The sequence below is a fragment of the Kribbella sp. NPDC058693 genome (assembly GCF_042715335.1).
Lineage (GTDB): Bacteria > Actinomycetota > Actinomycetes > Propionibacteriales > Kribbellaceae > Kribbella > Kribbella jiaozuonensis.
Genome location: NZ_JBHXSQ010000001.1, coordinates 1,250,637 through 1,272,561, shown reverse-complemented (window position 1 = coordinate 1,272,561; position 21,925 = coordinate 1,250,637). Strand labels below are relative to the sequence as shown.

General features: G+C 66.9%; 25 protein-coding genes. 15 read left to right on the top strand and 10 right to left on the bottom strand.

All coding sequences use genetic code 11. From position 1 onward, the window contains the following. Positions 1-69: 69 nt before the first annotated feature. Positions 70-318 (bottom strand): hypothetical protein, encoded by a 249-nt coding sequence (locus tag ACFWUU_RS05975; RefSeq protein ID WP_137253399.1) that lies wholly within the window; start codon positions 316-318, stop codon positions 70-72. A 125-nt stretch (positions 319-443) separates the two neighbouring features. On the opposite strand from ACFWUU_RS05975, the gene ACFWUU_RS05970 reads away from it, so the two are divergent. After that, complete coding sequence (locus ACFWUU_RS05970; protein ID WP_202877589.1) at positions 444-2,237, top strand: sigma-54-dependent Fis family transcriptional regulator; 1,794 nt, start codon at positions 444-446, stop codon at positions 2,235-2,237. On the opposite strand, the gene ACFWUU_RS05965 is transcribed toward ACFWUU_RS05970, so the two are convergent. Together ACFWUU_RS05965 and ACFWUU_RS05960 are read right to left on the bottom strand one after the other, a co-directional pair. Then, entirely contained in the window at positions 2,234-2,767 is a 534-nt protein-coding gene (locus ACFWUU_RS05965; protein ID WP_380174275.1) for a GNAT family N-acetyltransferase, read from the bottom strand. The two genes, ACFWUU_RS05970 and ACFWUU_RS05965, sit on opposite strands and share 4 nt — an antisense overlap. A gap of 29 nt (positions 2,768-2,796) precedes the next feature. Further along, on the bottom strand, positions 2,797-3,135 hold the full coding sequence (locus ACFWUU_RS05960; protein ID WP_137253401.1) for a hypothetical protein: 339 nt from the start codon (positions 3,133-3,135) through the stop codon (positions 2,797-2,799). Between the two features lie 149 nt (positions 3,136-3,284). Between ACFWUU_RS05960 and ACFWUU_RS05955 the strand changes: the two genes are divergently transcribed. Then, the gene (locus ACFWUU_RS05955; protein ID WP_380173117.1) at positions 3,285-4,619 is read left to right on the top strand and encodes an FAD-dependent oxidoreductase; all 1,335 of its coding nucleotides are present in this window, start codon (positions 3,285-3,287) and stop codon (positions 4,617-4,619) included. Here the strand turns inward: ACFWUU_RS05955 and ACFWUU_RS05950 are convergent. Further along, positions 4,597-5,400, bottom strand: coding sequence for an ABC transporter substrate-binding protein (locus tag ACFWUU_RS05950; protein WP_380173115.1), 804 nt, complete (start codon positions 5,398-5,400; stop codon positions 4,597-4,599). The genes ACFWUU_RS05955 and ACFWUU_RS05950 overlap by 23 nt on opposite strands. A gap of 122 nt (positions 5,401-5,522) precedes the next feature. Here ACFWUU_RS05950 and ACFWUU_RS05945 point away from each other — a divergent pair, with 122 nt between their 5' ends. Next, on the top strand, positions 5,523-6,110 hold the full coding sequence (locus ACFWUU_RS05945; RefSeq protein WP_380173113.1) for a DUF2278 family protein: 588 nt from the start codon (positions 5,523-5,525) through the stop codon (positions 6,108-6,110). On the opposite strand, the gene ACFWUU_RS05940 is transcribed toward ACFWUU_RS05945, so the two are convergent. Genes ACFWUU_RS05940 through ACFWUU_RS05930 form a run of 3 tightly spaced genes read right to left on the bottom strand, consistent with a single transcriptional unit; the run spans position 6,107 to position 8,642 of the window. Next, positions 6,107-6,955: an META domain-containing protein gene (locus ACFWUU_RS05940; RefSeq protein ID WP_380173111.1), complete on the bottom strand. Its 849-nt coding sequence runs from the start codon at positions 6,953-6,955 to the stop codon at positions 6,107-6,109. The genes ACFWUU_RS05945 and ACFWUU_RS05940 overlap by 4 nt on opposite strands. A gap of 5 nt (positions 6,956-6,960) precedes the next feature. Further along, the gene (locus tag ACFWUU_RS05935) at positions 6,961-7,422 is read right to left on the bottom strand and encodes a hypothetical protein (RefSeq protein WP_380173109.1); all 462 of its coding nucleotides are present in this window, start codon (positions 7,420-7,422) and stop codon (positions 6,961-6,963) included. Next, a complete protein-coding gene (locus ACFWUU_RS05930; RefSeq protein ID WP_380173106.1) occupies positions 7,419-8,642 on the bottom strand; it encodes an FAD-dependent monooxygenase in 1,224 nt (407 codons plus the stop codon). The genes ACFWUU_RS05935 and ACFWUU_RS05930 overlap by 4 nt, the downstream gene beginning before the upstream one ends. A 78-nt stretch (positions 8,643-8,720) precedes the next feature. Here ACFWUU_RS05930 and trxA point away from each other — a divergent pair, with 78 nt between their 5' ends. Together trxA and ACFWUU_RS05920 are read left to right on the top strand one after the other, a co-directional pair. Then, on the top strand, positions 8,721-9,146 hold the full coding sequence (gene trxA / locus ACFWUU_RS05925; RefSeq protein WP_137253407.1) for a thioredoxin: 426 nt from the start codon (positions 8,721-8,723) through the stop codon (positions 9,144-9,146). Between the two features lie 16 nt (positions 9,147-9,162). Further along, positions 9,163-9,780, top strand: coding sequence for a DUF1345 domain-containing protein (locus ACFWUU_RS05920; protein WP_380173104.1), 618 nt, complete (start codon positions 9,163-9,165; stop codon positions 9,778-9,780). 3 nt (positions 9,781-9,783) lie between these two features. Here ACFWUU_RS05920 and ACFWUU_RS05915 read toward each other — a convergent pair whose 3' ends face one another. After that, on the bottom strand, positions 9,784-10,776 hold the full coding sequence (locus ACFWUU_RS05915; protein ID WP_380173102.1) for an NAD-dependent epimerase/dehydratase family protein: 993 nt from the start codon (positions 10,774-10,776) through the stop codon (positions 9,784-9,786). A gap of 86 nt (positions 10,777-10,862) precedes the next feature. Between ACFWUU_RS05915 and ACFWUU_RS05910 the strand changes: the two genes are divergently transcribed. Continuing rightward, the gene (locus ACFWUU_RS05910; protein WP_380173100.1) at positions 10,863-11,666 is read left to right on the top strand and encodes an aldo/keto reductase; all 804 of its coding nucleotides are present in this window, start codon (positions 10,863-10,865) and stop codon (positions 11,664-11,666) included. 179 nt (positions 11,667-11,845) lie between these two features. Here ACFWUU_RS05910 and ACFWUU_RS05905 read toward each other — a convergent pair whose 3' ends face one another. Continuing rightward, entirely contained in the window at positions 11,846-12,412 is a 567-nt protein-coding gene (locus ACFWUU_RS05905) for a TetR/AcrR family transcriptional regulator (protein ID WP_380173098.1), read from the bottom strand. A gap of 99 nt (positions 12,413-12,511) precedes the next feature. Here ACFWUU_RS05905 and ACFWUU_RS05900 point away from each other — a divergent pair, with 99 nt between their 5' ends. After that, positions 12,512-13,054 (top strand): hypothetical protein, encoded by a 543-nt coding sequence (locus ACFWUU_RS05900; protein ID WP_380173096.1) that lies wholly within the window; start codon positions 12,512-12,514, stop codon positions 13,052-13,054. Here the strand turns inward: ACFWUU_RS05900 and ACFWUU_RS05895 are convergent. Next, positions 13,034-13,792, bottom strand: coding sequence for an IclR family transcriptional regulator (locus ACFWUU_RS05895; RefSeq protein ID WP_380173094.1), 759 nt, complete (start codon positions 13,790-13,792; stop codon positions 13,034-13,036). The genes ACFWUU_RS05900 and ACFWUU_RS05895 overlap by 21 nt on opposite strands. Before the next feature lie 218 nt (positions 13,793-14,010). On the opposite strand from ACFWUU_RS05895, the gene ACFWUU_RS05890 reads away from it, so the two are divergent. Genes ACFWUU_RS05890 through ACFWUU_RS05855 form a run of 8 tightly spaced genes read left to right on the top strand, consistent with a single transcriptional unit; the run spans position 14,011 to position 21,923 of the window. Continuing rightward, positions 14,011-15,414, top strand: a complete 1,404-nt coding sequence (locus ACFWUU_RS05890) for an extracellular solute-binding protein (RefSeq protein ID WP_137253413.1) — start codon at positions 14,011-14,013, stop codon at positions 15,412-15,414. Then, positions 15,411-16,361: a carbohydrate ABC transporter permease gene (locus tag ACFWUU_RS05885; protein WP_380173092.1), complete on the top strand. Its 951-nt coding sequence runs from the start codon at positions 15,411-15,413 to the stop codon at positions 16,359-16,361. Before ACFWUU_RS05890 ends, ACFWUU_RS05885 begins: the two co-directional genes overlap by 4 nt. Next, positions 16,358-17,194, top strand: a complete 837-nt coding sequence (locus tag ACFWUU_RS05880) for a carbohydrate ABC transporter permease (protein ID WP_380173090.1) — start codon at positions 16,358-16,360, stop codon at positions 17,192-17,194. Before ACFWUU_RS05885 ends, ACFWUU_RS05880 begins: the two co-directional genes overlap by 4 nt. A gap of 9 nt (positions 17,195-17,203) precedes the next feature. Then, entirely contained in the window at positions 17,204-17,650 is a 447-nt protein-coding gene (locus ACFWUU_RS05875) for a Rieske (2Fe-2S) protein (protein ID WP_137253416.1), read from the top strand. Next, on the top strand, positions 17,631-18,614 hold the full coding sequence (locus ACFWUU_RS05870) for a PDR/VanB family oxidoreductase (RefSeq protein WP_380173088.1): 984 nt from the start codon (positions 17,631-17,633) through the stop codon (positions 18,612-18,614). Before ACFWUU_RS05875 ends, ACFWUU_RS05870 begins: the two co-directional genes overlap by 20 nt. Positions 18,615-18,629: 15 nt before the next feature. Next, positions 18,630-19,724 (top strand): amidohydrolase family protein, encoded by a 1,095-nt coding sequence (locus ACFWUU_RS05865; protein ID WP_380173086.1) that lies wholly within the window; start codon positions 18,630-18,632, stop codon positions 19,722-19,724. A 10-nt stretch (positions 19,725-19,734) separates the two neighbouring features. Further along, on the top strand, positions 19,735-20,838 hold the full coding sequence (locus tag ACFWUU_RS05860) for an amidohydrolase family protein (RefSeq protein WP_380173084.1): 1,104 nt from the start codon (positions 19,735-19,737) through the stop codon (positions 20,836-20,838). Next, positions 20,835-21,923 (top strand): mandelate racemase/muconate lactonizing enzyme family protein, encoded by a 1,089-nt coding sequence (locus ACFWUU_RS05855; RefSeq protein WP_380173082.1) that lies wholly within the window; start codon positions 20,835-20,837, stop codon positions 21,921-21,923. Before ACFWUU_RS05860 ends, ACFWUU_RS05855 begins: the two co-directional genes overlap by 4 nt. The last annotated feature ends 2 nt before the right edge of the window (positions 21,924-21,925 follow it).

Here is a 21,925-nt window from a genome sequence, read left to right as displayed (position 1 = left end):
TGTGGCCGGCTGTGTGCTTGCAGTACATCGCCGCCCGGAGCGGGGTGAGGTCTCAAATTGAGAAGCGGGTCACGACTCGCCGAAGAAGGCCTGGCGGAGCTCGGCGAGCCGCTCTTCCTTCTGCTCAACGAGCCGGTGGTCACCCTGCGGATCGGGCTGGATACCCAAGCACCGCAGCAGTTCGGCGGCCGGTTCGCCGGGGTGACCGGTGGCTCCCAGGACGGGATGCAGACCGGCGTCGGCGAGGTGTTCGAAGACGAGATGTACGACGGTCCACGGGTTGTAGGACTCCTGCTGCGGCGAGACATCGTTGTCCATGAAACCTCCAGTCGTTTGATCTCAATCGCATGCCCGGCAGGCCTCGCTGGGTGTCTCATTCTGAGACGCCACTTGTGTCCGGCTGCACTACTCTCGAAGAGGACGCGACCCCGGTGGGAGGCCCCGTGGACGAAATCGCCCCCTCGATGGAGGACAACCGGCGCGCCGCTACGGCGCGGTTGAACTTCCTCACCCTCGACCCGGTCAAGACGCAGGATGTCCGGCCGCCGATCCTTGCCTCCTGGGTACGGTCGCGGCGCTGGAACCTCCCGGCCGACCGAATCACGCTTCCGTACGTCGCCGACCCCGACCTCGACATCCCGTTGACCCGCAGCGCCGCGCCCGTACTGCGGCAACTGCACCAGAATCTCGACGGTCAGCCGATCAGCGTGATCCTGACCGACCGGACCGGGATGGTGCTGGAGCGCCTGACGGCGGACACCAACCTGGCGCGGTACCTGGACAAGGTTTTCCTGGCGCCGGGGTTCAGCTACGCCGAGGAGTTCGCCGGCACGAACGGCATCGGGACCGCGCTCGAGGGCGGCGGACCGATGCACGTGTTCGGTCACGAGCACTACGCCGAGGATCTCGAGGATCTTGCCTGCGCCGGCGTACCGATCAAGCATCCGGTGAACGGCAAGACGATCGGCGCGATCGATCTGACCTGCTGGCGCAAGGACGCCGGGTCGCTGCTGATGGCGCTTGCCAAGACCACGGCGGAGAACATCCGGGCCGCGCTGCTCAAGGACAGCTCGGCGCGGGAGCTCTCGCTGCTGCAGGCATATCTGCAGAGTTCACGCCGGCTCGGTGACATGGTGATCGCGGTCGACGACGATCTGCTGCTGATGAACGCGAAGGCCGGTCAGTCGCTCGACGCGTCCGACCAGCGCGCCGTACTCGGGTATGCGGCCGAGATGCTGGCGCGCGGTACGACCGAGGCCATCGTGGCCGAGCTGCCGACCGGCTCCTGGGTGCGGATCATGTGCCGCCCGGTCGCGTCTGGTGGCGGTGGGATCATCCAGATCAGCCCGCATTCGTCGGGTGTCGGCATTCGTACGCCGGCCACCGGGCATCGTCCGCCGCCGCGTCCGGTCCTTCCCGGGCTCGTCGGGCGGAGTGCGCCGTGGCTCGGCAGCAGTCGCGAGGTGGACAACGCGTGCCGGGCCGGCCAATGGGTCGTGCTGACCGGCGAGCGGGGGACCGGCAAGGTCACCCTGGCGCGGGCCGCACATCATCAGAACAACCCGGCCGGTTTGTTCCACGTTGTCGACGTTGCGCGGGTGGGTGGCGGCTTCGCGGCGGAGCTGGAGTCCGAGCTGTCCGACGATTCGGTGCAGGCGCTGGTGATCCGGCACGTCGAGCGCCTGGACGCGAGCGGCGTGGATGCGACGATCGCGGCGCTGTACGACGTACTCGAACGCCGACCGGCCGATCCGCCGTGGATCGCGCTGACCCTCACCTCGGACGAGTCGGACGCGCCTGACCTGGGAGAGCTGCTGTCGCTCTTCCCGCTGACCGTCGAGGTGCCACCGCTGCGGCACCACATCGAGGACGTCCGCGAACTCGTCCCGTACTTCCTCAACCAACTGAGCCACGGCGAGCTGACCTGCGGCCCGGACGCCATGCAGCAACTGATGCGCTCAGCCTGGCCCGGCAACACCGCCGAGCTCTGCCAGATGCTCAAACAGGTCGTCGTACGCCGTCGTCGTACCGGTGTCATCACCCCCGCGGACCTCCCCGGCCGCGCCCAAGCCATCAGCCGCCGCAGCCTCAGCCAGCTGGAAGCGCTCGAACGCGACGCGATCATCCGCAGCCTGCTCGCCAACGACGGCCACAAGGGCCACGCCGCGAAATCACTCGGTATGTCCCGGGCGACCATCTACCGCAAGATCCACGACTACGGAATCCAGCCGCCTTAAACCGTCCGGGTGACGACCCACCGGTGCGGCGAAATAGGACGGGTCCTGGTGAACCCGTGATTCTCGAACGCCGCCATCGGCCCCGTATGCAGAAACGAACCCGACACCTTCCGGTCGTCGGTCTCCTCCGGATACCCCTCGACGACGCCACCTCCGAGCTGCCCAATCTGCACCAACGCCCCACCCAGCGCCGCATCCGCAATCCCGCGCCCCCGCAGCCCTTTCCCGGTAAAGAAACACGTAACCCGCCAGTCAGGCAGCTCGGTCAGCCCCTTCTCATAAAGCCGCCGACTCTTCACCTCCGGCAACTCCTCCGGCGACCCGAACTGACACCACCCCAAACACTTCTCCCCGTCGAACACCAGCGCCGCATGCGTATCCCCACTCCGCACCCGCGCCTCCTTCTCCTCCCGATTCTGCTGAGGAGTCCGCCCCTTCCCGAGCTTCACATGAAACCCCACACACCAACACCCACCCCAAACCCCGTTGTTCGCCTCAACAAGCTCAGCAAAAGCCGGCCACGTCTCCACATCCAAAGCCCGTACCTCGAACCCCACACTCATACGCGGCGGGAGTGTTTCTTGGAGCGGTGGAGTTGCCAGGTGGGGAGGAGGAGTAGTTCGTCCTGGTTGGAGCGGTCGTCGGGGTTGCTGCGGAGGTAGCGGGTGAGGCCGTCGGAGTTGACTCGGACCCGGGGGCCGCGGGTGCCGTCGGAGCGGCGGACGAAGGCGCGGCCGGCGCCTCGGTCGAGCCACTGGACGAAGTCGGCCAGTGAGGACTCTTCCGGGTCGAGGCTGCCGGGGTCCCAGCGCACGGCAGCGATGTGCTTGAGGTCGGGGTCGCCATTCAGTCCGACCGCGGTCACGTACAGGGTCGTGTAACTCGCCAAGCTGGCCATCGAACGGTTCCTTCGGCGTACGCGGAGAAGTCAGGGTTTCTCCACCTCGGAGGCTAGCCGTCGGTCATCGCCTTGTGAAGTGAGTCTCAAAGGATGTCAAAATCCGTCATTTTGACTAGGTTAGGCTTACCTAACCTATGGAGTGAAACGTGACGGACCCTCGGGTCGCCGTGGTCGGTGCCGGCCCGGCTGGAATCTATGCCGCTGACATTCTCGCCCAGGAACATCCCCGGGTGCTGGTCGATCTCATCGAGCGGTTGCCGGCGCCGTTCGGCCTGGTGCGGTACGGCGTGGCGCCGGACCATCCCCGGATCAAGGAGATCATCAAGGCGCTGCACCGGGTGGTGAACCGCGACCGGATCCGGTTCGTCGGAAACGTTGCGTACGGCACCGATCTGAAGCTCGACGACCTGCGCAGGCACTACGACGCGGTCATCTTCGCCACCGGCGCGATGGCGGATCGGTCCCTCGACATTCCGGGGATCGACCTCCCGGGCAGCCACGGCGCCGCGGACTTCGTCAGCTGGTACGCCGGGCATCCCGACGTACCGCGGGATTGGCCGCTGGACGCTCGTGAGGTCGCGGTCGTCGGTGCGGGGAACGTCGCGCTCGACATCGCCCGGATGCTGGCGAAGCCGGCCGACGAGCAGTTGAACACCGAGATCGCGGACAACGTGTACCAGGGTCTGAAGCTCAACCAGGCGACCGACGTACACGTCTTCGCACGCCGCGGGCCGGCGCAGATCAAATTCACGCCGATGGAATTGCGCGAGTTGTCGCACTCGCCGTCGGTCGATGTGATCGTGCATCCCGAAGGCTTCGAGATCGACGACGCGAGCCAGGCCGCGATCAGCTCCAGCAAGAGCACCCGGCTCGTCGTCGACACGCTGCTGAAGCACCTCGACGCCGAACCGACCGGCGCGCCGCACCGGATCCACATCCACCTGTGCCAGGCGCCGATCGAGGTCCTCGGCACGGACCGGGTCGGGGGGCTCCGCACCGAGCGGATGCAGCTACAAGGCGACGGCACCGTGAAGGGCACCGGCGAGTACGTCGACACTCCCGTGCAGGCGGTGTACCGCGCGGTCGGGTACCTCTCCTCGCATCTGCCCGAGCTCCCGTTCGATCACCACGCTGGGGTCATCACGAACGACCGCGGCCGCATCCTCGACCTGGACGGCGTACCCCTGCCGGGGATGTACGTGACCGGCTGGATCAAGCGCGGACCGGTCGGACTGATCGGCCACACGAAGTCGGATGCCGCGGAGACGATCGCCAGTCTGCTGCAAGACCTCGACCAGTTGCCGCGCCCGGAGATCAGCGACCCGGCGGCGATTCTCGAGCATCTCGCCGGGCCGATCGTCGACGGCGACGGGTGGGCCCGGCTCGATGCTCACGAGATCGCGCTGGGTCAGGCGCAGGGTCGCGAACGTGTGAAGGTCGTGCCGCGGGACGAGATGCTCAACGCTGCGCGAGGCCGTTGACGAAGGACTCGGCCGCCGCGTAGGTCAGCGGCGGCTCCGGGTTCCACGGCAACACATTGCCTGCTTGTACGCCGGGGACCTCGGACCATCCCGGGATCGTGGCCAGACGATCGGCGCCGAGCGAGTTGGGGCGCTCGTCGTACAACACGAGATCGGCGGGATGCTTGGCGGCGAGCTCGTCCCACTTGACGACCTCCCAGCCGCCCGCGGTGGTGGTCGGGGTGAATTGCGCGCCGGCGTCGGCGAGCATGCGAAGGCTCGGCCAGTACGCCGGGTTCGCGACGTACGCGTCGGTGTCGGTGCCGCCGGACAGCGCGACGACCCGCACCGAAGGATCGGTCGGCGCCGAGGTCAGGTCCGTCGCAGGATCTTGTACGTCGGCTCCGAGCGCCGTCGCCAACGCGTGGAAGCGCTCGATGACCGACTCGAGCGTCCGATCCCCGGCGATACCGATCGCGAGGATCGGCGCGAACTCGGCAACCCTGTCGGCAACCGCCGCTGAGAGGCCGTACACCTCGCCGCCGTACGTAACGGTGACGACGAGATCGGGATTCAGCGACTTGACCAGGTCCTCGTCGACGTCGTCACCCGAGCCGACCAACGGCAGGTCCAACCCGACCGAAGCACCACTGTCCGCGTGATGCTGCGACCCGAAGTACCCAACCACCGGCACACCCAGACTCGCGAGCGTCTGCGCCGCCTGCGCGTACGCCAACACCCTGGTCGGCCGACTCTCCGTCTCGATGTGCTGCTCCCGATCGTCGTCGAACGACCAAGCCATCCGGGCACCATCCCTCTCGTCGAGCCGATCCGCAGTCCCCATCATCGCCGCAAGATCACTCCCAGAAACGTCGGTCTCACGAGCGGTGGCAGATCGGCGTACGATCCGAGCAGGGGGAAACGATGCCGCTCACAAGCTATGGGGTTCTGGCCGGTCGGTTGGTGCGGTTTGCGCGGGAGGATCCGGATGACTTCGGGTCCTGGTACCACGGGAAGATGTACGTCGCAGCGCCGGCCGGTGAGTATGAGGGCGCGGTGGACGTGTCGACGCCTAGCGGCATACCGGTGGAGTATCGCGAGGTGCGGTATCTCGACGCGGATCTGTTTGCGGCGACGGCCGCGCTGGCCGACGGCTGGCACCTGCTGGAGAGGACGCCGACCTCCGGCGCGCTGGACTACATCCGCTCTCAGCTCCTGACCTCGCCGTCCCTCTGGGTGGAGAGCACGGCGGACAATGCGTTGGACCTGCTCGAGCAACTACTCACCTACTCGCGCCGCGTCTACGTCTTCGGAGCGCCGTACGACGAGGGTCTCGGCGTACACGACATCCACTACAACCAAGGCGACCCACCCGGCGAGTTCCAGCACCTCGACGGCATCTGGCAAGACGGCGGCACCATCATCGAACGCCCCGACGGCGAACTGGTCGCCTTCCTGACCAAGTTCAAACCCCAGGTGCTACTGACCGACGACGACGGCCTGCCGCTCTAATTCGCTGTGAGATCGAGGCCGACGCCAGCTGGGTTGATTAGGACCATCGTGTTGTGGTCGATGGTGTAGGTGGCCGTGGTTGCGAGGGTGGTGAGGATTGCGGCCTCGACGTCGGCTGTTTCGCCTGGGCAGGTGTGGTTGGTGATGGTGACGTCGGTGAAGTTCAGTTCGGTGTTGGTGCGGGTGACTGTGCCGGAGAGTTCGTTGCAACCGGTCCAGCCGGTCAGGCGGTCACCGTCGAACGAGATCCAGGCTGGGTCGGCCTGAGAGCGGTGATAGCGCAGGTCGGCGTTGGTGATGGTAGTGAGGACGTTCCATCTGGTGCCGTCGAGCGGGAGGTCGGGTTCGGCCAGCTTCTTGTCGAGCAGGGTGATTGTCGTACCGTCTGCCGTCAGGGTGAGTTGGTCGCCGTCGACGTGCCAGCTGGGTCGGCTCGTGAGGAACGTCTTCAGCCATTCCTCCTGAGCCTGGAGTGCCGGTTCGCAGCGCATCTGGGTGCCGCCGACACCCTGGAGCCACAGCTTGCCGTCGGTCAGCAGTTCGCCGGCAGCGGCGGCTGTGCCCAGCTGGTTGCAACCGGAGTGCGCTCGTACGGCGTCCCACACCCGCGGCTCGCCCTCGTTCTTGTTGGGCGATCGGTAGAACTCCAGCCGGATGCGCGTCCCCGGCACCAACTGCCTGCCGGTCACTTCGGTCGACAGATACGTATGGCCCAGCGGCGTACTCGTCGACGGATCGAGCCGGCCGATCTCGGACTTGAACTCCCGCAACCGATCAAGGAGTCCGCCCGCCAACTGGTCCTGGATGCCGGACCGATGCAGGGTCAGCTGCCCATCGGAGTCCACCCGGATCATCGTGCTGGCTCCGAACGACGCGGCCGGCTTCCGGAGGTGGTCGGCGTCGATGACGCGGGTGTCGGCCGGGAACTGCGCGCGGGCTTCGGCGGCGGAGGTGGCCGGGGCATGGCCGGTCCGGTTGGCGCTGCGAGCCACTCCGGCATCGCCGGGTCCGACCGGATCGGCGCCAGGACGGTGATCCGCTCGGCGAGAGCGAAATCGACCGCAGCGAGGGCGTCGGTCGGCAGGTCGAGGAACCGGAAGAGCTGATCATGCGCGGCCTGCGAATGGACCGAGACTCCGACCGGCTGGTCCGCGGGGCGGCCCTTCAGCCGATTCAGTGCCCGGGCGTCACGCGCGACAACGCCGTACGTCATCGGACTGGGATTGGTCACGACGACAGCCCCACCGCCTCGCAGTACCTCGATCGCGCGCAGCTGAGCACGGTTGAACTCGGGCAGATCCGCCTCGCTCATCCTCCAAGTATCGTCCGGGCGACCGGCGGATAGTTGTCGACAGTCATCGAGTTGTAGACGCGGGCGCTCTTGGTGGTGAGGCGGAGGAGGGCGCGGCTCGGGCCGGCCGGGAGGGCGGAGATGAGGCGGGCGCCGTACGCGAGGCCGGCCATGCCCAGGCGGGACTTGGGGATGAGGGTCTTGGCGGCGCTCAGCGCGACGGCCCGACTGCCGCGGATGTGGTTGGCCATTGCGTGTTCGTACGCCGGAAACGCGCGCTCGTGGTCGCCGTCGAAGCGGGCGAGTTCCCCCGCGAGGACGTACGCGCCCACGACAGCCAGCGTGGTGCTGCCGCCGACCGCTGGGCCGGGGCAGTAGCCGGCGTCGCCGACGAGCGTGACTCGGCCGCGGGACCAGGTGTCCATGCGGAGCTGGGTGATCGAGTCGAAGTAGAAGGCCGACGTACGGTCGAGTTCGCTCAGCCAGCCGTCGACCTCGGGGGCCATCCCGTCGAACGCCGCACGCAGCAGCTCCTTCTGCCGGGGTACGTCGCGGTGGTGGTAATCGAGCTCCCGCTCGCTCCGGAACAGGAACAACGCCCGCGCGTCGTCGATGTGCCGCGCGCCGTAGATCCCGGCAGTACGACCGACGCCGGTGTGGATCACCATGTCACCGTCGAGCCCGGCGGAATTCGGCAGCGTCAGTACGCCGAGGTACGCCCCGATGAAGGCGCTGTACTGCGACTCGTCACCGAAGACGATGCGCCGCACGTTGGAGTGCAGCCCGTCCGCGCCGATGACGAGATCGAAGCGACGCGGTACGGCGGTCTCGAACTCCACCTCGCCGTCCGGCGAGATCGCGGTGATCGAGTCGTCGAAGATGTACTCGACGTCGTCGCGGGCGGCGTCGTAGTAGATCTCGCTGAGATCGTCGCGCAGGACCTCGAGGTGGCGATCGGACGCGCCGCCGAAGACCTTGGACAGGTCCACCCGGACGGGACGCCGTACGCCGTCGCGGTACAGCGTCATCCGGTCAGTGCCGGTGGCCCGCTCCTCGATGCGGGGGAGCACGCCCATCTGCTCCGAGATGTCCACCGCCGGCCGGAACAGATCGACGGCATGGCCGCCGGTCTTCCGCAGTACCGGCGCGCGCTCGACGACGGTGACGTCGAAGCCGTACTTGGTCAGCCAGTACGCCAGTACCGGACCGGCGACACTGGCGCCGGAGATCAGAATCCGCATGAGTATGCCTCCCTCGGGGTCACCTGTTGATCGGAGCCGAGCGCCCACTTTCGACATGCCGAGGGGTGAGAATGCGGTATGAGCGAAATCATCGCGTGCCCACACTGCGGGAAGAAGAATCGCGTTCAGGCGACCGCTGACGGCAAGCCGGTCTGCGGCAACTGCGGCAAGCCGCTGCCGTGGATGGTCCACGCCGGCGACAAGGACTTCGCCGAGGTGGTCGAGATGTCCCGGATCCCGGTCCTGGTCGACGTCTGGGCACCCTGGTGCGGGCCCTGCCGGATGGTCAGCCCGGTCCTCGAGCAACTCGCCACCGAGAAGGCCGGTCAGGTCAAGCTGGTGAAGATCAACGCCGACGAGGCGCCCGACGTGTCGCGGCACTTCGACATCCGGTCGATCCCTACCCTGATGGTGTTCCGCGGGGGCAAACCGACGGCCACCCACATCGGCGCGGCGCCGGCCGCAGTACTCCGTCCCTGGCTGGAAGATGCTCTGAGCAACTGATCACCGGAGGGCCTCGATGACTGCGAATGCGCGGCAGTTCGTGTCCGTGCTGACAGGCTGCGTCATCGGAGCGATCGTCGCGGTCATCTGGGGTGTACCGCTCGGCATCCTCGCCGCGATCGCGGTGATCGGCGCGGCGTTCGTCGTCAGCACCGTCATCGTGTTGTGGCCGATGGACCCCGACGCGACCCGCCGGCACGTCGGCCGCGAGGATTTCCGGCCCTCGGTCGACGAGCTGTTCGTGGTGGCGCTGGCCGGCGGCGCCGTGATCGTGATCGCGCTGATCCTGATTCTCGGCAGGTCACAGGGTCAGAACGTCGCCGCCGCGATCGGTCTGGCCGGCGTCTTCATGAACTGGGCCGTCCTGCACATGATGTACGCCGCCCGCTACGCGCACCTCTACTACCGTGACCCGGTCGGCGGGATCGACTTCAACAGCGACGAGCCCCCGGCGTACCGCGACTTCTTCTACTTCAGCTACAACCTCGGCATGACCTACCAGGTCTCCGACACGAGCGTGTCCAGCTCGGCCATCCGCTCCGTCGTACTGCGTCATTGCCTGCTCTCGTACATCTTCGGAACCGTCATCCTCGCCGCAACCATCAACCTCGTCGCCGGCATCGTCACCAACTGACGGTCAGCGATCGAGTTTGTACTGCGCGATGAGCGTGTTCATGGCCTCGTCGATGGCCGGATCGGTGCGCTGACGGGTCGGGTCTTCGTCGTACCAGGCGATGATCTCGCGGGCGCCGACCTCGAACGGGATCGTGGCGACGTAGTCCGGGACGACCTGGCGGAGCTTAGTGTTGTCGAAGACGGCCGAATGGGTCTTGTCGCCGAGCAGGGCGTCGCCCCAGTTGGGGTGTACGGCGGCGATCGCGTCGGACGGGACGTGGACGATCTGCGCCGTCGTACCGGCCGCCGCTGCGAGGGTATGCGCGATCTGGTCCCAGGTCAGGACGTCGTCGGACGTGATCTGGAAGGTGTCGCCGAGCGTGCGCGGGTGGCCGAGCAGCGGGACCAGTCCACGGGCGAAGTCGCGGTGGTGGGTCAAGGTCCACAGCGAGCTTCCGTCACCGTGTACGACGACAGGCTCGCCGCGGCGCATCCGGTCGACGATGGTCCAGCCGCCGTCGAACGGGACCAGCGTGCGGTCGTAGGTGTGCGAGGGCCGCACGACCGTGACCGGGAAGTTCTCGTCGCGGTACAGCGTGGTGAGCAGGTCCTCGCAGGCGATCTTGTTCCGCGAGTACTGCCAGTGCGGGTTCCGCAACGGCGTCGACTCGGTGATCGGCAGCCGGGCCGGGGGAGTCTGGTACGCCGAGGCCGAGCTGATGAACACGTACTGACCGACATGTCCGCGCAGCGCGTCGGTCCGGGCCCGCACCTGCTCCGGCGTGAACGCCAGCCAGTCGACCACGACGTCGAAGTCCTGCCCCGCAACCTCGGCGAACGCCGCAGCGTCCTCGATATCAGCTTGGATCTGCCGCACCTCCGCCGGCAGCGGCCGGCTCGAGGTCTTGCCCCGGTTCACGACCGTCAGGTCGAGCCCCACCTCGACGGCACGCGACGAGCACGCCGAGCTGATGATCCCGGTCCCACCCAGAAACAGAACTCGCAAGTCAGTCACTCGCCCGAGTCTTCCAGACCGGCCCACCCGCCGCAGCGTTGTCCACATGCCGACGGTCAGACTGTCCAGCACACACAGGAGGAATGATGCTGGAGCTTGCCGGCCGGGTTGCCCTCGGTCTCGCCGGATTCTCGATGACGCCGCGGAACCGAACCGCCGACCTCGCAACGATTCGCGCCGCCGGTGCCACGATCCTCGACACCGCGCGCGCCTACGCCCAGGTAGACAATCCGCTGTACGGCGAAGAGCTTGCCGCCGAGGCCGTCGACGGTACGAGCGTGATCGTCGGCACGAAGGGCGGCCACTCGCGGATCAACGCCGACACTTGGGACGCGGACATCAGCGCAGCCCGGATCCGCGCCGACGTCGAGTCGAGCTTGCGGGTCTTCGGGCGCGAGCAACTCGATCTCTACTACCTTCATCGCGTCGACCTCGCCGACCAACCCGTGGAGGAGGGCGTCGCCACACTGGCGTCCCTGCGCGACGAGGGCAAGCTGGCGCGGATCGGTCTGTCCAATGTCACATTGGCCGAGCTGGAGCGGGCAACAGCGGTCGCGCGCGTCGACGCCGTACAGAATCGGCACACCGCCATGGGCCGCGAGGCTGACGATGTCGTCGCCTGGTGCGAGGCCAACGAGGTCCCGTTCTTCGCGTACTCACCGCTGCGCTCGGCGATCCCGGCGCCCCACCTGGCAGCCATCGCCGCCAACCGTGGAGTGTCGCTGGAACGCCTGCAACTGAGCGCTCTGCTGCACTCGTCGCCGGTCGTCTCCGTGATCTCCGGAGCCACCCGTCCGCAGACGGCCCTCGACTCCATCGCAGCCGAGCGCGAGCTGTGGAGTGCCGAGCTCCAGACTGCCTACGAAGCGGATCTAGAGACGGTCCAGTAGTTCGTCATCGGCCTTGACCGGATCGGAGCCGCGAGGGGCCGGTCGGCGGACGAGCGCCAGGAGCGCACGCAGGCGTCGGACCAGATCCGCGTCATACGGATCTGGTCCGGACTGCCGGTACCCACAGCGTCGCATCCCCAACTCCTCCCAAGGGGATATCGAGACCGGCGGACCTGTTGTTACAGCGCCTCGCGACTGCGGTACGTCAGGAGGCCTTCGATCCCGCGCAGGAACGTCTCGCAGATCGGCTTCGGATCGGACAGGCAGCCGGCGGTCATCGCTCCGTCGCGAAGCATGACGAAGTGCCGGGCGGCGGGCTCCGCGTCGATCTTCCCGATGCCGGAGAACAGTTCGGTCATCGTCTCGAGGAACCACTCCCGGTGCTTGACGACCGCCCGGTGGACCGGATGCGCCGGGTCCGGATACTCGGCCGCCGCATTGAGGAACGCGCATCCGCGGAAGCCGGCGCTCTGGATGTCGTCAGTGATCGACCGGCCGACAGTTCGAATCACGTCATCGGCGTTCGAGTCGTCAGCCCGCGCGGCCTGCACCCGCGCGCGGATCGCCTCGTCGGCCTGGGTCAGGTACGCGACGATCAGGTCGTCCTTGCTGGGGAAGTGCTTGTAGAGCGTGGCGCGCGTCACCTGCGCCTCCCCGATGACGCGGTCGACGCCCACGGCGTGAATGCCCTCGGCGTAGAAGAGCCCGGTGGCCTTGCTGAGCAGTCGCGCCCGTGCTTCCGACATGCCCCGAGGTTAGCAGATAGAACGGTCGGTCTTGACAACGATGGCCATCAGGCGGCAGTCTCGGAGTAGACCGATCGTTCTATCTACGGAGTCAACGAAATGCCGAAGACCCTGCGAACCCTCTACTACGCCCGCTTCGGTTTCGCCGTCGTCTGGGCGATCCTGACGATCGCGCTCGCCAAGACCCTCAGCCCCGGAGTCACCGCGCTCCTCGTCGTCTACCCGCTCTTCGACCTCGCCGCGGCCGTCATCGACTTCCGCTCCTCGGGCACCACCCGCGCGAAGGCGCCGCTCTACGCCAACATGGGCCTCAGCCTGCTTGCTGCCGTCGGCCTGGCGATCGCGGGCAGTATTCCGAGCGTGCTGCGGGTCTGGGGCGCCTGGGCGATCACCGCGGGCATCGTTCAGCTGATCGTCGCGATCCTCCGCTACCGCCTCGGCGGCCAATGGCCGATGATCCTCAGCGGCGGCATCTCCGTCCTGGCCGGCAGCAGTTTCATCCTGATGGCAGGCCGCCCGAACCCGTCCCTCACCACCGTCGGCGGCTACGCCATCCTCGGCGGCATCTTCTTCCTCAGCTCAGCACTCCGCATGCGCCAGCTCGCAGCCAAGAGGTCAGGTTCAGCCCAGTACGCCCAGTAGTTCTTCGGAGATCGCGCGGGCCTCTGCGAGCAGCAGCGGGACGGCCTGCTTGCCGAGCTCCTGCGTCATACGGAAGCCGGGGCCGGACACCGAGATCGCCATCGAGATCGGTACGTCGGGGATCGCGACGGCGTAGCAGACGACGCCGGGTTCCTGTTCGCCGTTGTCGGTGGCAAAGCCGGTACGGCGGATCCGGCCGAGCTCCTTGCGGAGCTTGGTCAGATCAGTGATGCTGCGGTCGGTCGCGGCCGGCATACCGGCCCGGCCGACGATCCGCGCCATCTGCTCGTCGGGCAGATCGGCCAGGATCGCCTTCCCGACGCCGGTCAGGTGGGTGTACGCGCGATGCCCGACCTCGGTGAACATCCGCATCGCGTGCCTCGACGGTGACTGGGCGATGTAGACGACCATGTGCCCCTCGAGTACGGCGAGATTCGCCGACTCGCCGATCTCCCGCGCGAGCGTGTCCAGGTGCGGCGCGACGATCGGGGCCAGCTGCGAGTCGACCCGGCCGGCCAGCCTCGTCAGCTTCATCCCGAGTCCGTACCGGCGGTCCGGCAACTGGCGCACGTACCCGAGCGAGACCAGCGTCTTCAGGAACCGGTGCGTCGTCGGCGTCGGTACGTCGATCGCCGCCGAGAGCTCGGTCAGGGTCGAATCGCCGTTGTCGGCCAGTAGCTCGAGAAGGTGGAACGCCCGTTCGACGGATTGGACACTCCCGGACACCTTGTTCTCCACCGCGCCAGCATAAAGCGCGCCGCGCGCTGGCCAGGTCCGGCCAAGTGGTTCCACATATCGGAAGTTCTCTTCCAGATAGTGTTGACAGCTCTCTCGTGCTGCGCCAACCTGATGCAACACCCAAGACCGATAGCTCGCAGCTCTCACCGGCTCGTAGTACATCGGTGTAGAGAGCTCCTGCCGCCCGCCGGTCGACCCGCTTGCCGAGGGAGACACTCATGACTTCCGGCTCGTTGCTCACCCGCCGCCGATTGCTGCAATCCGGACTCGGTCTGGCCGCCGCCGGCGTCGCCGGGACCTCGCTCGCCGCGTGTGGCGGCTCGTCGTCCGGTTCGCCCGCGGGCTGGACCGAGGTGACCTTCAGTTCCGTGGGCGATCCGACCACCCAGAAGATGTTCAAGGACATGATCGCGGCTGCTCAGAAGGAGAGCCTCGACGAACACAAGATCAAGATCGTCTGGAAACCCGCCCCGGGCGACGACTGGGCCAGCGTCATGCTCCAGTTCGCCTCGGGGACGACGGCCGACCTGCAGCGCATCGACGACGACCGGGTCTACGACCTGGCCACCAGCGGCAAGATCCTGCAGCTGGACAAGATGATGCAGGACAGCAGCAACGGCTTCGACCTGACGAAGTACAGCCCGACGTTCACCACCAAGGTCGCGGTCGAGGGGTACCAGTTCTCGATCACGCCGGGGATGAGCGCCAACGCCCTGTACTACAACAAGAAACTCTTCGCCGACGCCGGCCTGACGGCGCCGACGTCCTGGGCCGAGGCGTGGAGCTGGGACGAGTTCGACGACGCGGTCAAGAAGCTGACGAAGAAGAGCGGCAACAAGACCGACACCTACGGCCTGCAGTACGCCGTCAACACCATCCAGGCCACTGCGTACGGTGCTGGTGACACCGCGCTCTACAACAACCAGACCGAGTGTGGTTACGGCAAACCGGAGACGCTGGACGCGATCGACAAGCAGGTCTCCTACATCCGCGAGGGCTACGCGCCCACCATCGACGTCGAGTACCTGCCGCTGTTCAACGCCGGCAAGCTGGCGATGACCTGGCAGGCGATGGACATCAGCGCGCAGATCAGCAAGGACGTCGACTGGGACGTGATGCCCTGGCCGAAGACGCCGTTGTTCGCGATGACGAAGAACTACGCGCGGACCTGGGTCATCCCGAAAACCGCGAAGGACCCGCAGGCCGCATTCCTGGCGATGAAGGCGTTGTGCGGCAAGGCGGCATCGGAGGTCATGGCCAAGGCCCAGTTCGCCGTACCGGCGCTGACGGAGGTCGCGAAGAGCGCGGCGTTCACCGACCACCCGCGACCGAAGACCGCGAACGTCTGGGCCGAGGCGCTCGGCAACGTCGCCGGCAAGCCCGTCGACGTACCGTTCCCGCGCGGACCGATCGGTACGGCGCTGGCGGACTCGTTCGTCGAGGGCACCAACGCGAACAACCTGGTCAGCGGCAAACTGGCCACCGCCGACTATCTCAAGCGCGGCCGGGACGCGGTCAACGCCGAGATCAAGAAGCGCGGCTGGAACGGGACGAAGGGCAAGGAGTTGCTCGAGAAGGGAGGAGCGCTCTCCGATCCCGACCTGAAGGTAGCGGCCAAGTGACGGCCGCACCGACGATCGAGGCGCCGCCGCCGGTGGCGACGCCCGTCGACGAGCATCAGGTACGGCGGCGCGGGGTCCGGCGGCGCAACCTCCGCGGCTGGATGTTCATCGGCCCGGTCGTGATCGGGACGCTGCTGTTCAACGTCATCCCGGTGCTACCGACGCTGGTCACCAGCTTCACCGACTGGGACGGCCTGGCAGCGCCCAAGTTCACCGGGGTCTCCAACTACAAGGAGATGTTCTCCGGGCAGGATCCGCTGTTCGGCAAGAGCCTGATCAACACGGCGATCTACACGATCGGGTACGTCCCGGTCGGAATCATCATCGGGATCGCGCTGGCCCTGCTGGTGAACAACCGGCTCCGCGGGATGGCTGTCATCCGGGCGCTGATCTTCCTGCCGTACGTCACGTCGCTGGTCGCGGTCGGCGTGATCAGCCGCTGGGTGTTCAGCGATCAGTACGGCGTCATCAACGCAGTACTCGCGTCGTTCGGTATCACCGGACCGCACTGGCTGGGTGAGCCCGCGTCGGCGATGGCCGCGGTGATCGTGACGGCGATCTGGGCGAACATGGGCTTCAACATGGTCATCGTCCTGGCCGGCCTGCAAGGCGTGCCGGAGACGTTGATCGAAGCGGCCACCCTCGACGGGGCCGGCCGGTTCTCCCGGTTCATCCACGTGACGCTGCCGTTCCTCACGCCGACGATCTTCATGCTGCTGATCCTGCAGACGATCGGCTCGTTCCAGGTCTTCGCGCTCATCCTGGTGATGACGGGCGGCGGACCGGGCGACGGCACGTACGTCTACATCTACCACCTCTGGTACGAGGCGTTCTCGCTCCGCCGGATGGGCTACGCGTCGGCGCTGGCGATCGTGCTCTTCGCCGTACTGCTCGCGGTCACCTGGATCCAGAACCGGCTCTCGAAGCGATGGGTGTTCTACCAATGAGGGGGCAGCGACGGATCCTCGGACCGACGGCGACGTACGTCGGCTGCATCATCGTGGCGCTGATTGCCATCGGCCCGTTCGTGTGGATGTTGTCCAGCTCGTTCAAGGAGCCGGGCGACGTGATCAGCCTGACCCCGCACCTGCTCCCGAACCCGTTCACGTTCGAGAACTACGAGTACCTGGTCAACAACGGCGTCCTGCCGTTCATCCGGTTCCTCGGCAACAGCGCCTACATCACGGTGCTGGTGATCATCGGCCGGCTGATGGTCTGCGCGCTCGGCGCCTACGGCTTCGCGCGGCTGCAGTTCCGCGGCCGGGACGCCGCCTTCGGGCTGCTGCTCGCGTCGCTGATGATCCCGGACATGCTGATGGTGCTGCCGCTGTACTCGGCGTACGTCAAGGCAGGTCTGATCGATACCCACTTCCCGTTGATCGTCCCGCCGATCGTCGCCAACACGTTCGGTACCTTCCTGCTCCGGCAGTTCTTCATGACCATCCCGAAGGAGTACGACGAGGCCGCGCTGGTCGACGGAGCGAGCCATTTCCGGATCTTCGTGAGCATCATCCTGCCGCTGTCGAAACCGGCGCTGGCCACGCTGGCGGTGCTGACCTTCGTCAACGTCTGGAACGACTTCTTCGGCCCGTTGGTGTACCTCAGCGATGTCAACAAGTTCACCGTCCCCGTCGGGCTGGCGTTCTTCCAGACGCAGGACAGCACGCAGTACGGCCCGCTGATGGCCGGCGCGACGCTGGCCATCATTCCGACCGTCCTGGTCTTCGTGTTCGCGCAGAAGTACTTCACCCGCGGGATCTCGATGACCGGAATCAAATAAGGAGACAACGTGACCAAGTACGTGGTGGCTACCGTCGACGAGATTCCGCCCGGGTCCCGGAAGGTGGTCGAGGTCGCCAAGCGCTCGATCGGCGTCTTCAACGTCAAAGGCAACTACTACGCGATCCGCAACCTGTGCCCGCACGGCGGCGGCCCGATGTGCGAGGGCGTCACCTCGGGGCTGGTCCGCTCGGACAAGCCGGGCAACTACGACTACGTCATGCGCGGCGAGATCATCCGCTGTCCCTGGCACGGCTGGGAGTTCGAGATCGCCACCGGCCAGTCCTGGTTCGATCCCGCGAAGACCAAGGTCAAGGCCTATCAGACCGGTGTGGAGTCGGGCGAGACCCTGGCCAAGAATCCGGAGCTGTCCGCGGCCGGTTTCCAGCCCGGCCCGTACTCCGGTGAGATGTACGAGGTCGAGGTCGATCGCGACTATGTCATTGTCAATATCTGACGCCGCCGGGATGGTCGGCGAGACGACCATCCCGTTGCGGGTGCGGTCCGTCACGCCGGTCTCGGCCGGCGTGACGGAGCTCGTGCTCGTCGCCGACGACGGGTCTGACCTGCCGTCGTGGACCCCGGGAAGCCACATCGACGTGGAGATCCGCCCCGGGCTCGTCCGTCAGTACTCGCTGTGCAGCGATCCCGACGATCGTGGCCGGTGGCGCATCGCCGTACTGCGGGAGCCGGAGAGCCGCGGCGGCTCGATCGTGCTGTGCGAGCGGGTCCGCGCCGGCGACGTACTGACAGCCACCGGGCCGCGCAACCACTTCCCGCTGCACGAGTCCCCGCGGTACCTGTTCATTGCCGGCGGCATCGGAATCACGCCGATCATCCCGATGATCAAGGCCGCGCACGAGGCCGGCGCCGACTGGCGGCTGGTGTACGGCGGTCGCAGCGAGGCGTCGATGGCGTATCGGGACGAGCTCGGCAGGATCGATCCCGCGCGCGTACTCGAATGGCCGCAGGACCTTCGCGGGCTGATCGAGCTGGATCAGCTCCTGGCCGAACCGCAGCCCGGGACGTTGATCTACTGCTGCGGTCCCGAACCCCTGATCGCGGCCGTCGAGGCGAAGAGCGCGCACTGGCCGCACAAGACCCTGCAGGTGGAACGGTTCGCGCCGCGGCCGCTGACCGACGTACCGCCGAACACCGCGTTCGAGATCGAGCTGGTCGACAGCGACGAGGTGCTGGTCGTACCGCCGGACAGATCCATCCTCGAAGTCGTCGACGAGGCCGGGATCTTCGTCCTGTCGAACTGCGAGGAAGGCACCTGTGGGACCTGCCAAACGACTGTGCTGGAAGGCGTTCCGGACCATCGCGACTCCGTTCTCGACGAGGACGAACGCGCCGCCAACGACACGATGATGATCTGCGTCTCCCGCGCGCTGTCGTCCCGATTGGTCCTCGACCTGTGAAAGGTGAGATCACAAGTGGCTGTACAACAACTTGAGAATTACGCCCGGCCCCAGCAATGGACCGGGCTCGACCTGGTCGACACCGACGTACATATCAATCTTCCCGGCCTGAAGAACCTCTTTCCTTACCTCGAGGCGCGGTGGCGTGACTACATCACCGAGTCGGGTATGGGCGGATTGCCGTCGAACCTCTATCCGTCCAACGCGCCGAATCTCTTCCTCGACGGCACGCGACCGGAGCAAGGACCGGCCGGGTCCAGCCTCGAGCTTCTCCAGGGTCAGCTGCTCGACCCGTGGCAGTTGCAGTACGCGATCCTGAACTGCACGTACGCCATCGACTCGATCCACAACGACGACCTGGCGGCAGCGCTCGCCCGGGCGCTGAATCGCTGGCAGCTGCACGAGTTCCTGGAGCAGGATCCGCGGTTGCGTGGATCAGCTGTGCTGCCGCTGCAGAACCCGGGCTTCGCGGCGAAGGAGGTCGAGTGGGCGGCGGAGCACGAGCAGTTCGTCCAGGTGACGGTTCCCTCGCGGAGCCGGGAGCCGCTGGGTCGCCGCGGGTTCTGGCCGATCTACCGTGCCGCACAGGAAGCCGGGCTGGTGGTCGGCGTCCAGGCGGGCGGGTTGAGCGGCAACCCGACGACGCCGATCGGCTGGGCGACGTACTTCGTCGAGGACTACGTGAACGTGCCGCTGGCGTTCCAGACCCAGCTGATGAGCTTCGTCGCCGAGGGTGTCTTCGTCGAGTTCCCCGAGCTGAAGGTCGTCACGATCGAGGGCGGGTTCGCCTGGCTGCCGCCGATGATGTGGCGGTTCGACAAGGACTGGAAGGGGCTGCGTCGTGAGGTGCCGTGGGTGGAGCGTCCGCCGTCCGAGGTGATCCGCGACCACGTCCGGATGACGATCGCGCCGCTCGACCGGCCCGACACCCCGCAGTACCTGCTCGACGTGATCGACCAACTGCTCAGCGACGACATGTTGATGTTCTCCACCGACTACCCGCACGCGCATTTCGCGAACTCCGCGGACGCGCTGCCCGAGGGAATCTCCGGGGATCTGCAGACCAAGATCATGTCCGGCAACGCGCACGCGACGTACCGGCTGCGATGAGGAGCCTTCCATGACACAGACAGAAACCCGACCGGAACGCCGGACCGCGACGAAGCAGATGATCATCGACTGCGACATCCACAACGTGATGGCGCCCGGAGCCCTGGAACCGTACCTCTCGAACCGCTGGCTCCGGCACCTGAAGACGTTCGGCTCCCGGCAGCACAACGGGAACGTGTACCCGAAGGGATCGCCGGCCCGGTACGACGCCTTCCCGCCGTCCGGACTGCCCGCGGGCGCCGATCTGGGCTTCATGCAGAAACAGCATCTCGACGGGCTGAACGTCGAGTTCGGCATCCTCGGTCCGCTCAGCGGCTCCGGCAGCCAGCTCGACCCCGAGTTCTCCGCGGCGTTGTCGGCGGCAACCAACGACTGGCAGATCAAGGAATGGCTGGAGCCGGAGCCGCGGCTGCGCTCGGGCATGATCGTGCCGGCCGAACACAGCGAGCAGGCCGTCGCCGAGATCGAGCGGCTCGCCGGTCATCCGGGGTTCGTGCAGGTGCTCCTCGTCGCGCGTAGTTCCGCGCCTCTCGGCGATCGCCGGTACTGGCAGATGTACGAGGCTGCCGCGCGGCACGACCTGCCGATCGGGATTCACTACGGCGGCGGGGTTCGCGGCGTACCGATCAGCAGCGCGGGCTGGCCGTCGTACTACCTGGAGGACCACGCGGGGATGTCTGCCGCGTTCCAGGCGCATGTGGCGAGCTTGATCCTCGGCGGGGTGTTCGACCGGTTGCCGAATCTGCGCATCGCGTTGATCGAGGGCGGGTTCGCGTGGCTGCCGTCGCTGGCCTGGCGGATGGACACGCACTGGGAGCGCTTCCGCGACGAGATTCCCTCGGTACGGCGGCGGCCGTCGGAGTATGTGCGCGACCACTTCTGGGTGACGACCCAGCCGATCGAGGAACCGCATCGGCCGGCCGACCTGCAGAAGGTGTTCGACCACCTCGGCGGTAGCGACAAGGTGATGTTCTCGACCGACTACCCGCACTGGGACTTCGACCATCCCCAGCACGCCTTCAAGGTCAGGCTGTCCGCGGAGCAGCGGGACAACATCTATACGGAGAACGCCCGAGCGTTCTACAAGCTGCCGGCGCGGGCGGAGTCGCTTTGACCAAGATCACCTCGATCGAGACATTCGACGGCCACGGCTGCATCGTCCGCGTCAGTACCGACGACGGCCTGGTCGGGTACGGGCAGACCGCGCACTCCGAGGCCCGGATCACCGGCGAGGTGCTGCACACGCTGGTCGCGCGGAACTACCTGGGCCGGGACCCGTCCGATGTCATGACCCTGGCCGAGGAGTGCGCGCGGGCGGAGTACAAGTACTTCGGGAGCTTCCTGTTCCGGGCCTTGGCCGGCGTCGATACCGCGTTGTGGGACCTGGTGGGGAAGGCCAGGTCCCAGCCGGTCTACCAGTTGCTCGGCGGGAAGTTCCGGTCGTCGGTGCCGGTCTACGGTTCGGGGATGCGGCGCGACACGACGCCCGAGGAAGAGGTCGACCGGATGGTCGCCGCCGTCGCCGAGCACGGGTTCCGCGCGGTGAAGATCAAGATCGGCGAGCGCAACGGTCGCGATGCCGAGTCGCGAACCGGCCGCACCTGGCGGCTGGTTCCCTTACTGCGCAAGGAGCTCGGCGACGACATCGAGCTCAGCGCGGATGCGAACGGCGCCTACTCACCGGGGCAGGCGGTCCGGATCGGGCGGCTGCTCGAGGAGTACGACTACCTGCACTTCGAGGAGCCGGTGCCGTTCTGGGAGTACGAGAACACCAGGAGCGTGGCGGCAGCTCTCGACATCCCCGTCGGGCTGGGGGAGCAGGAGTTCTCCGTCGACACCATGCGGCGGATCATCCAGGACGGTACGGCAGACGTCATCCAGCCCGACGTCTGCTACATCGGCGGCATCACCCGCGCCCGGCAAGTTGCCGACCTGGCCAACCTCGCCGGGCTCCCGTGCGTACCGCACTCGTCGGGCAGATCGCTGACGGCGATCTTCACCGCCCACCTGGTCACGGCGATGCCGGCCTGCAACCTCTTCCACGAATGGACGATCGAGGACGCCTCGTCGATGCGGGTCTACGAGCCGTTCCCGGTCGCCCGCAACGGCGAGGTCGTCCTGTCCGATGCACCGGGCTGGGGTGTCGAGATCGCCGATTCCGTGCTGCAGCGGATGGAGCGAAGGGCGTCGTCGCTCTAGAT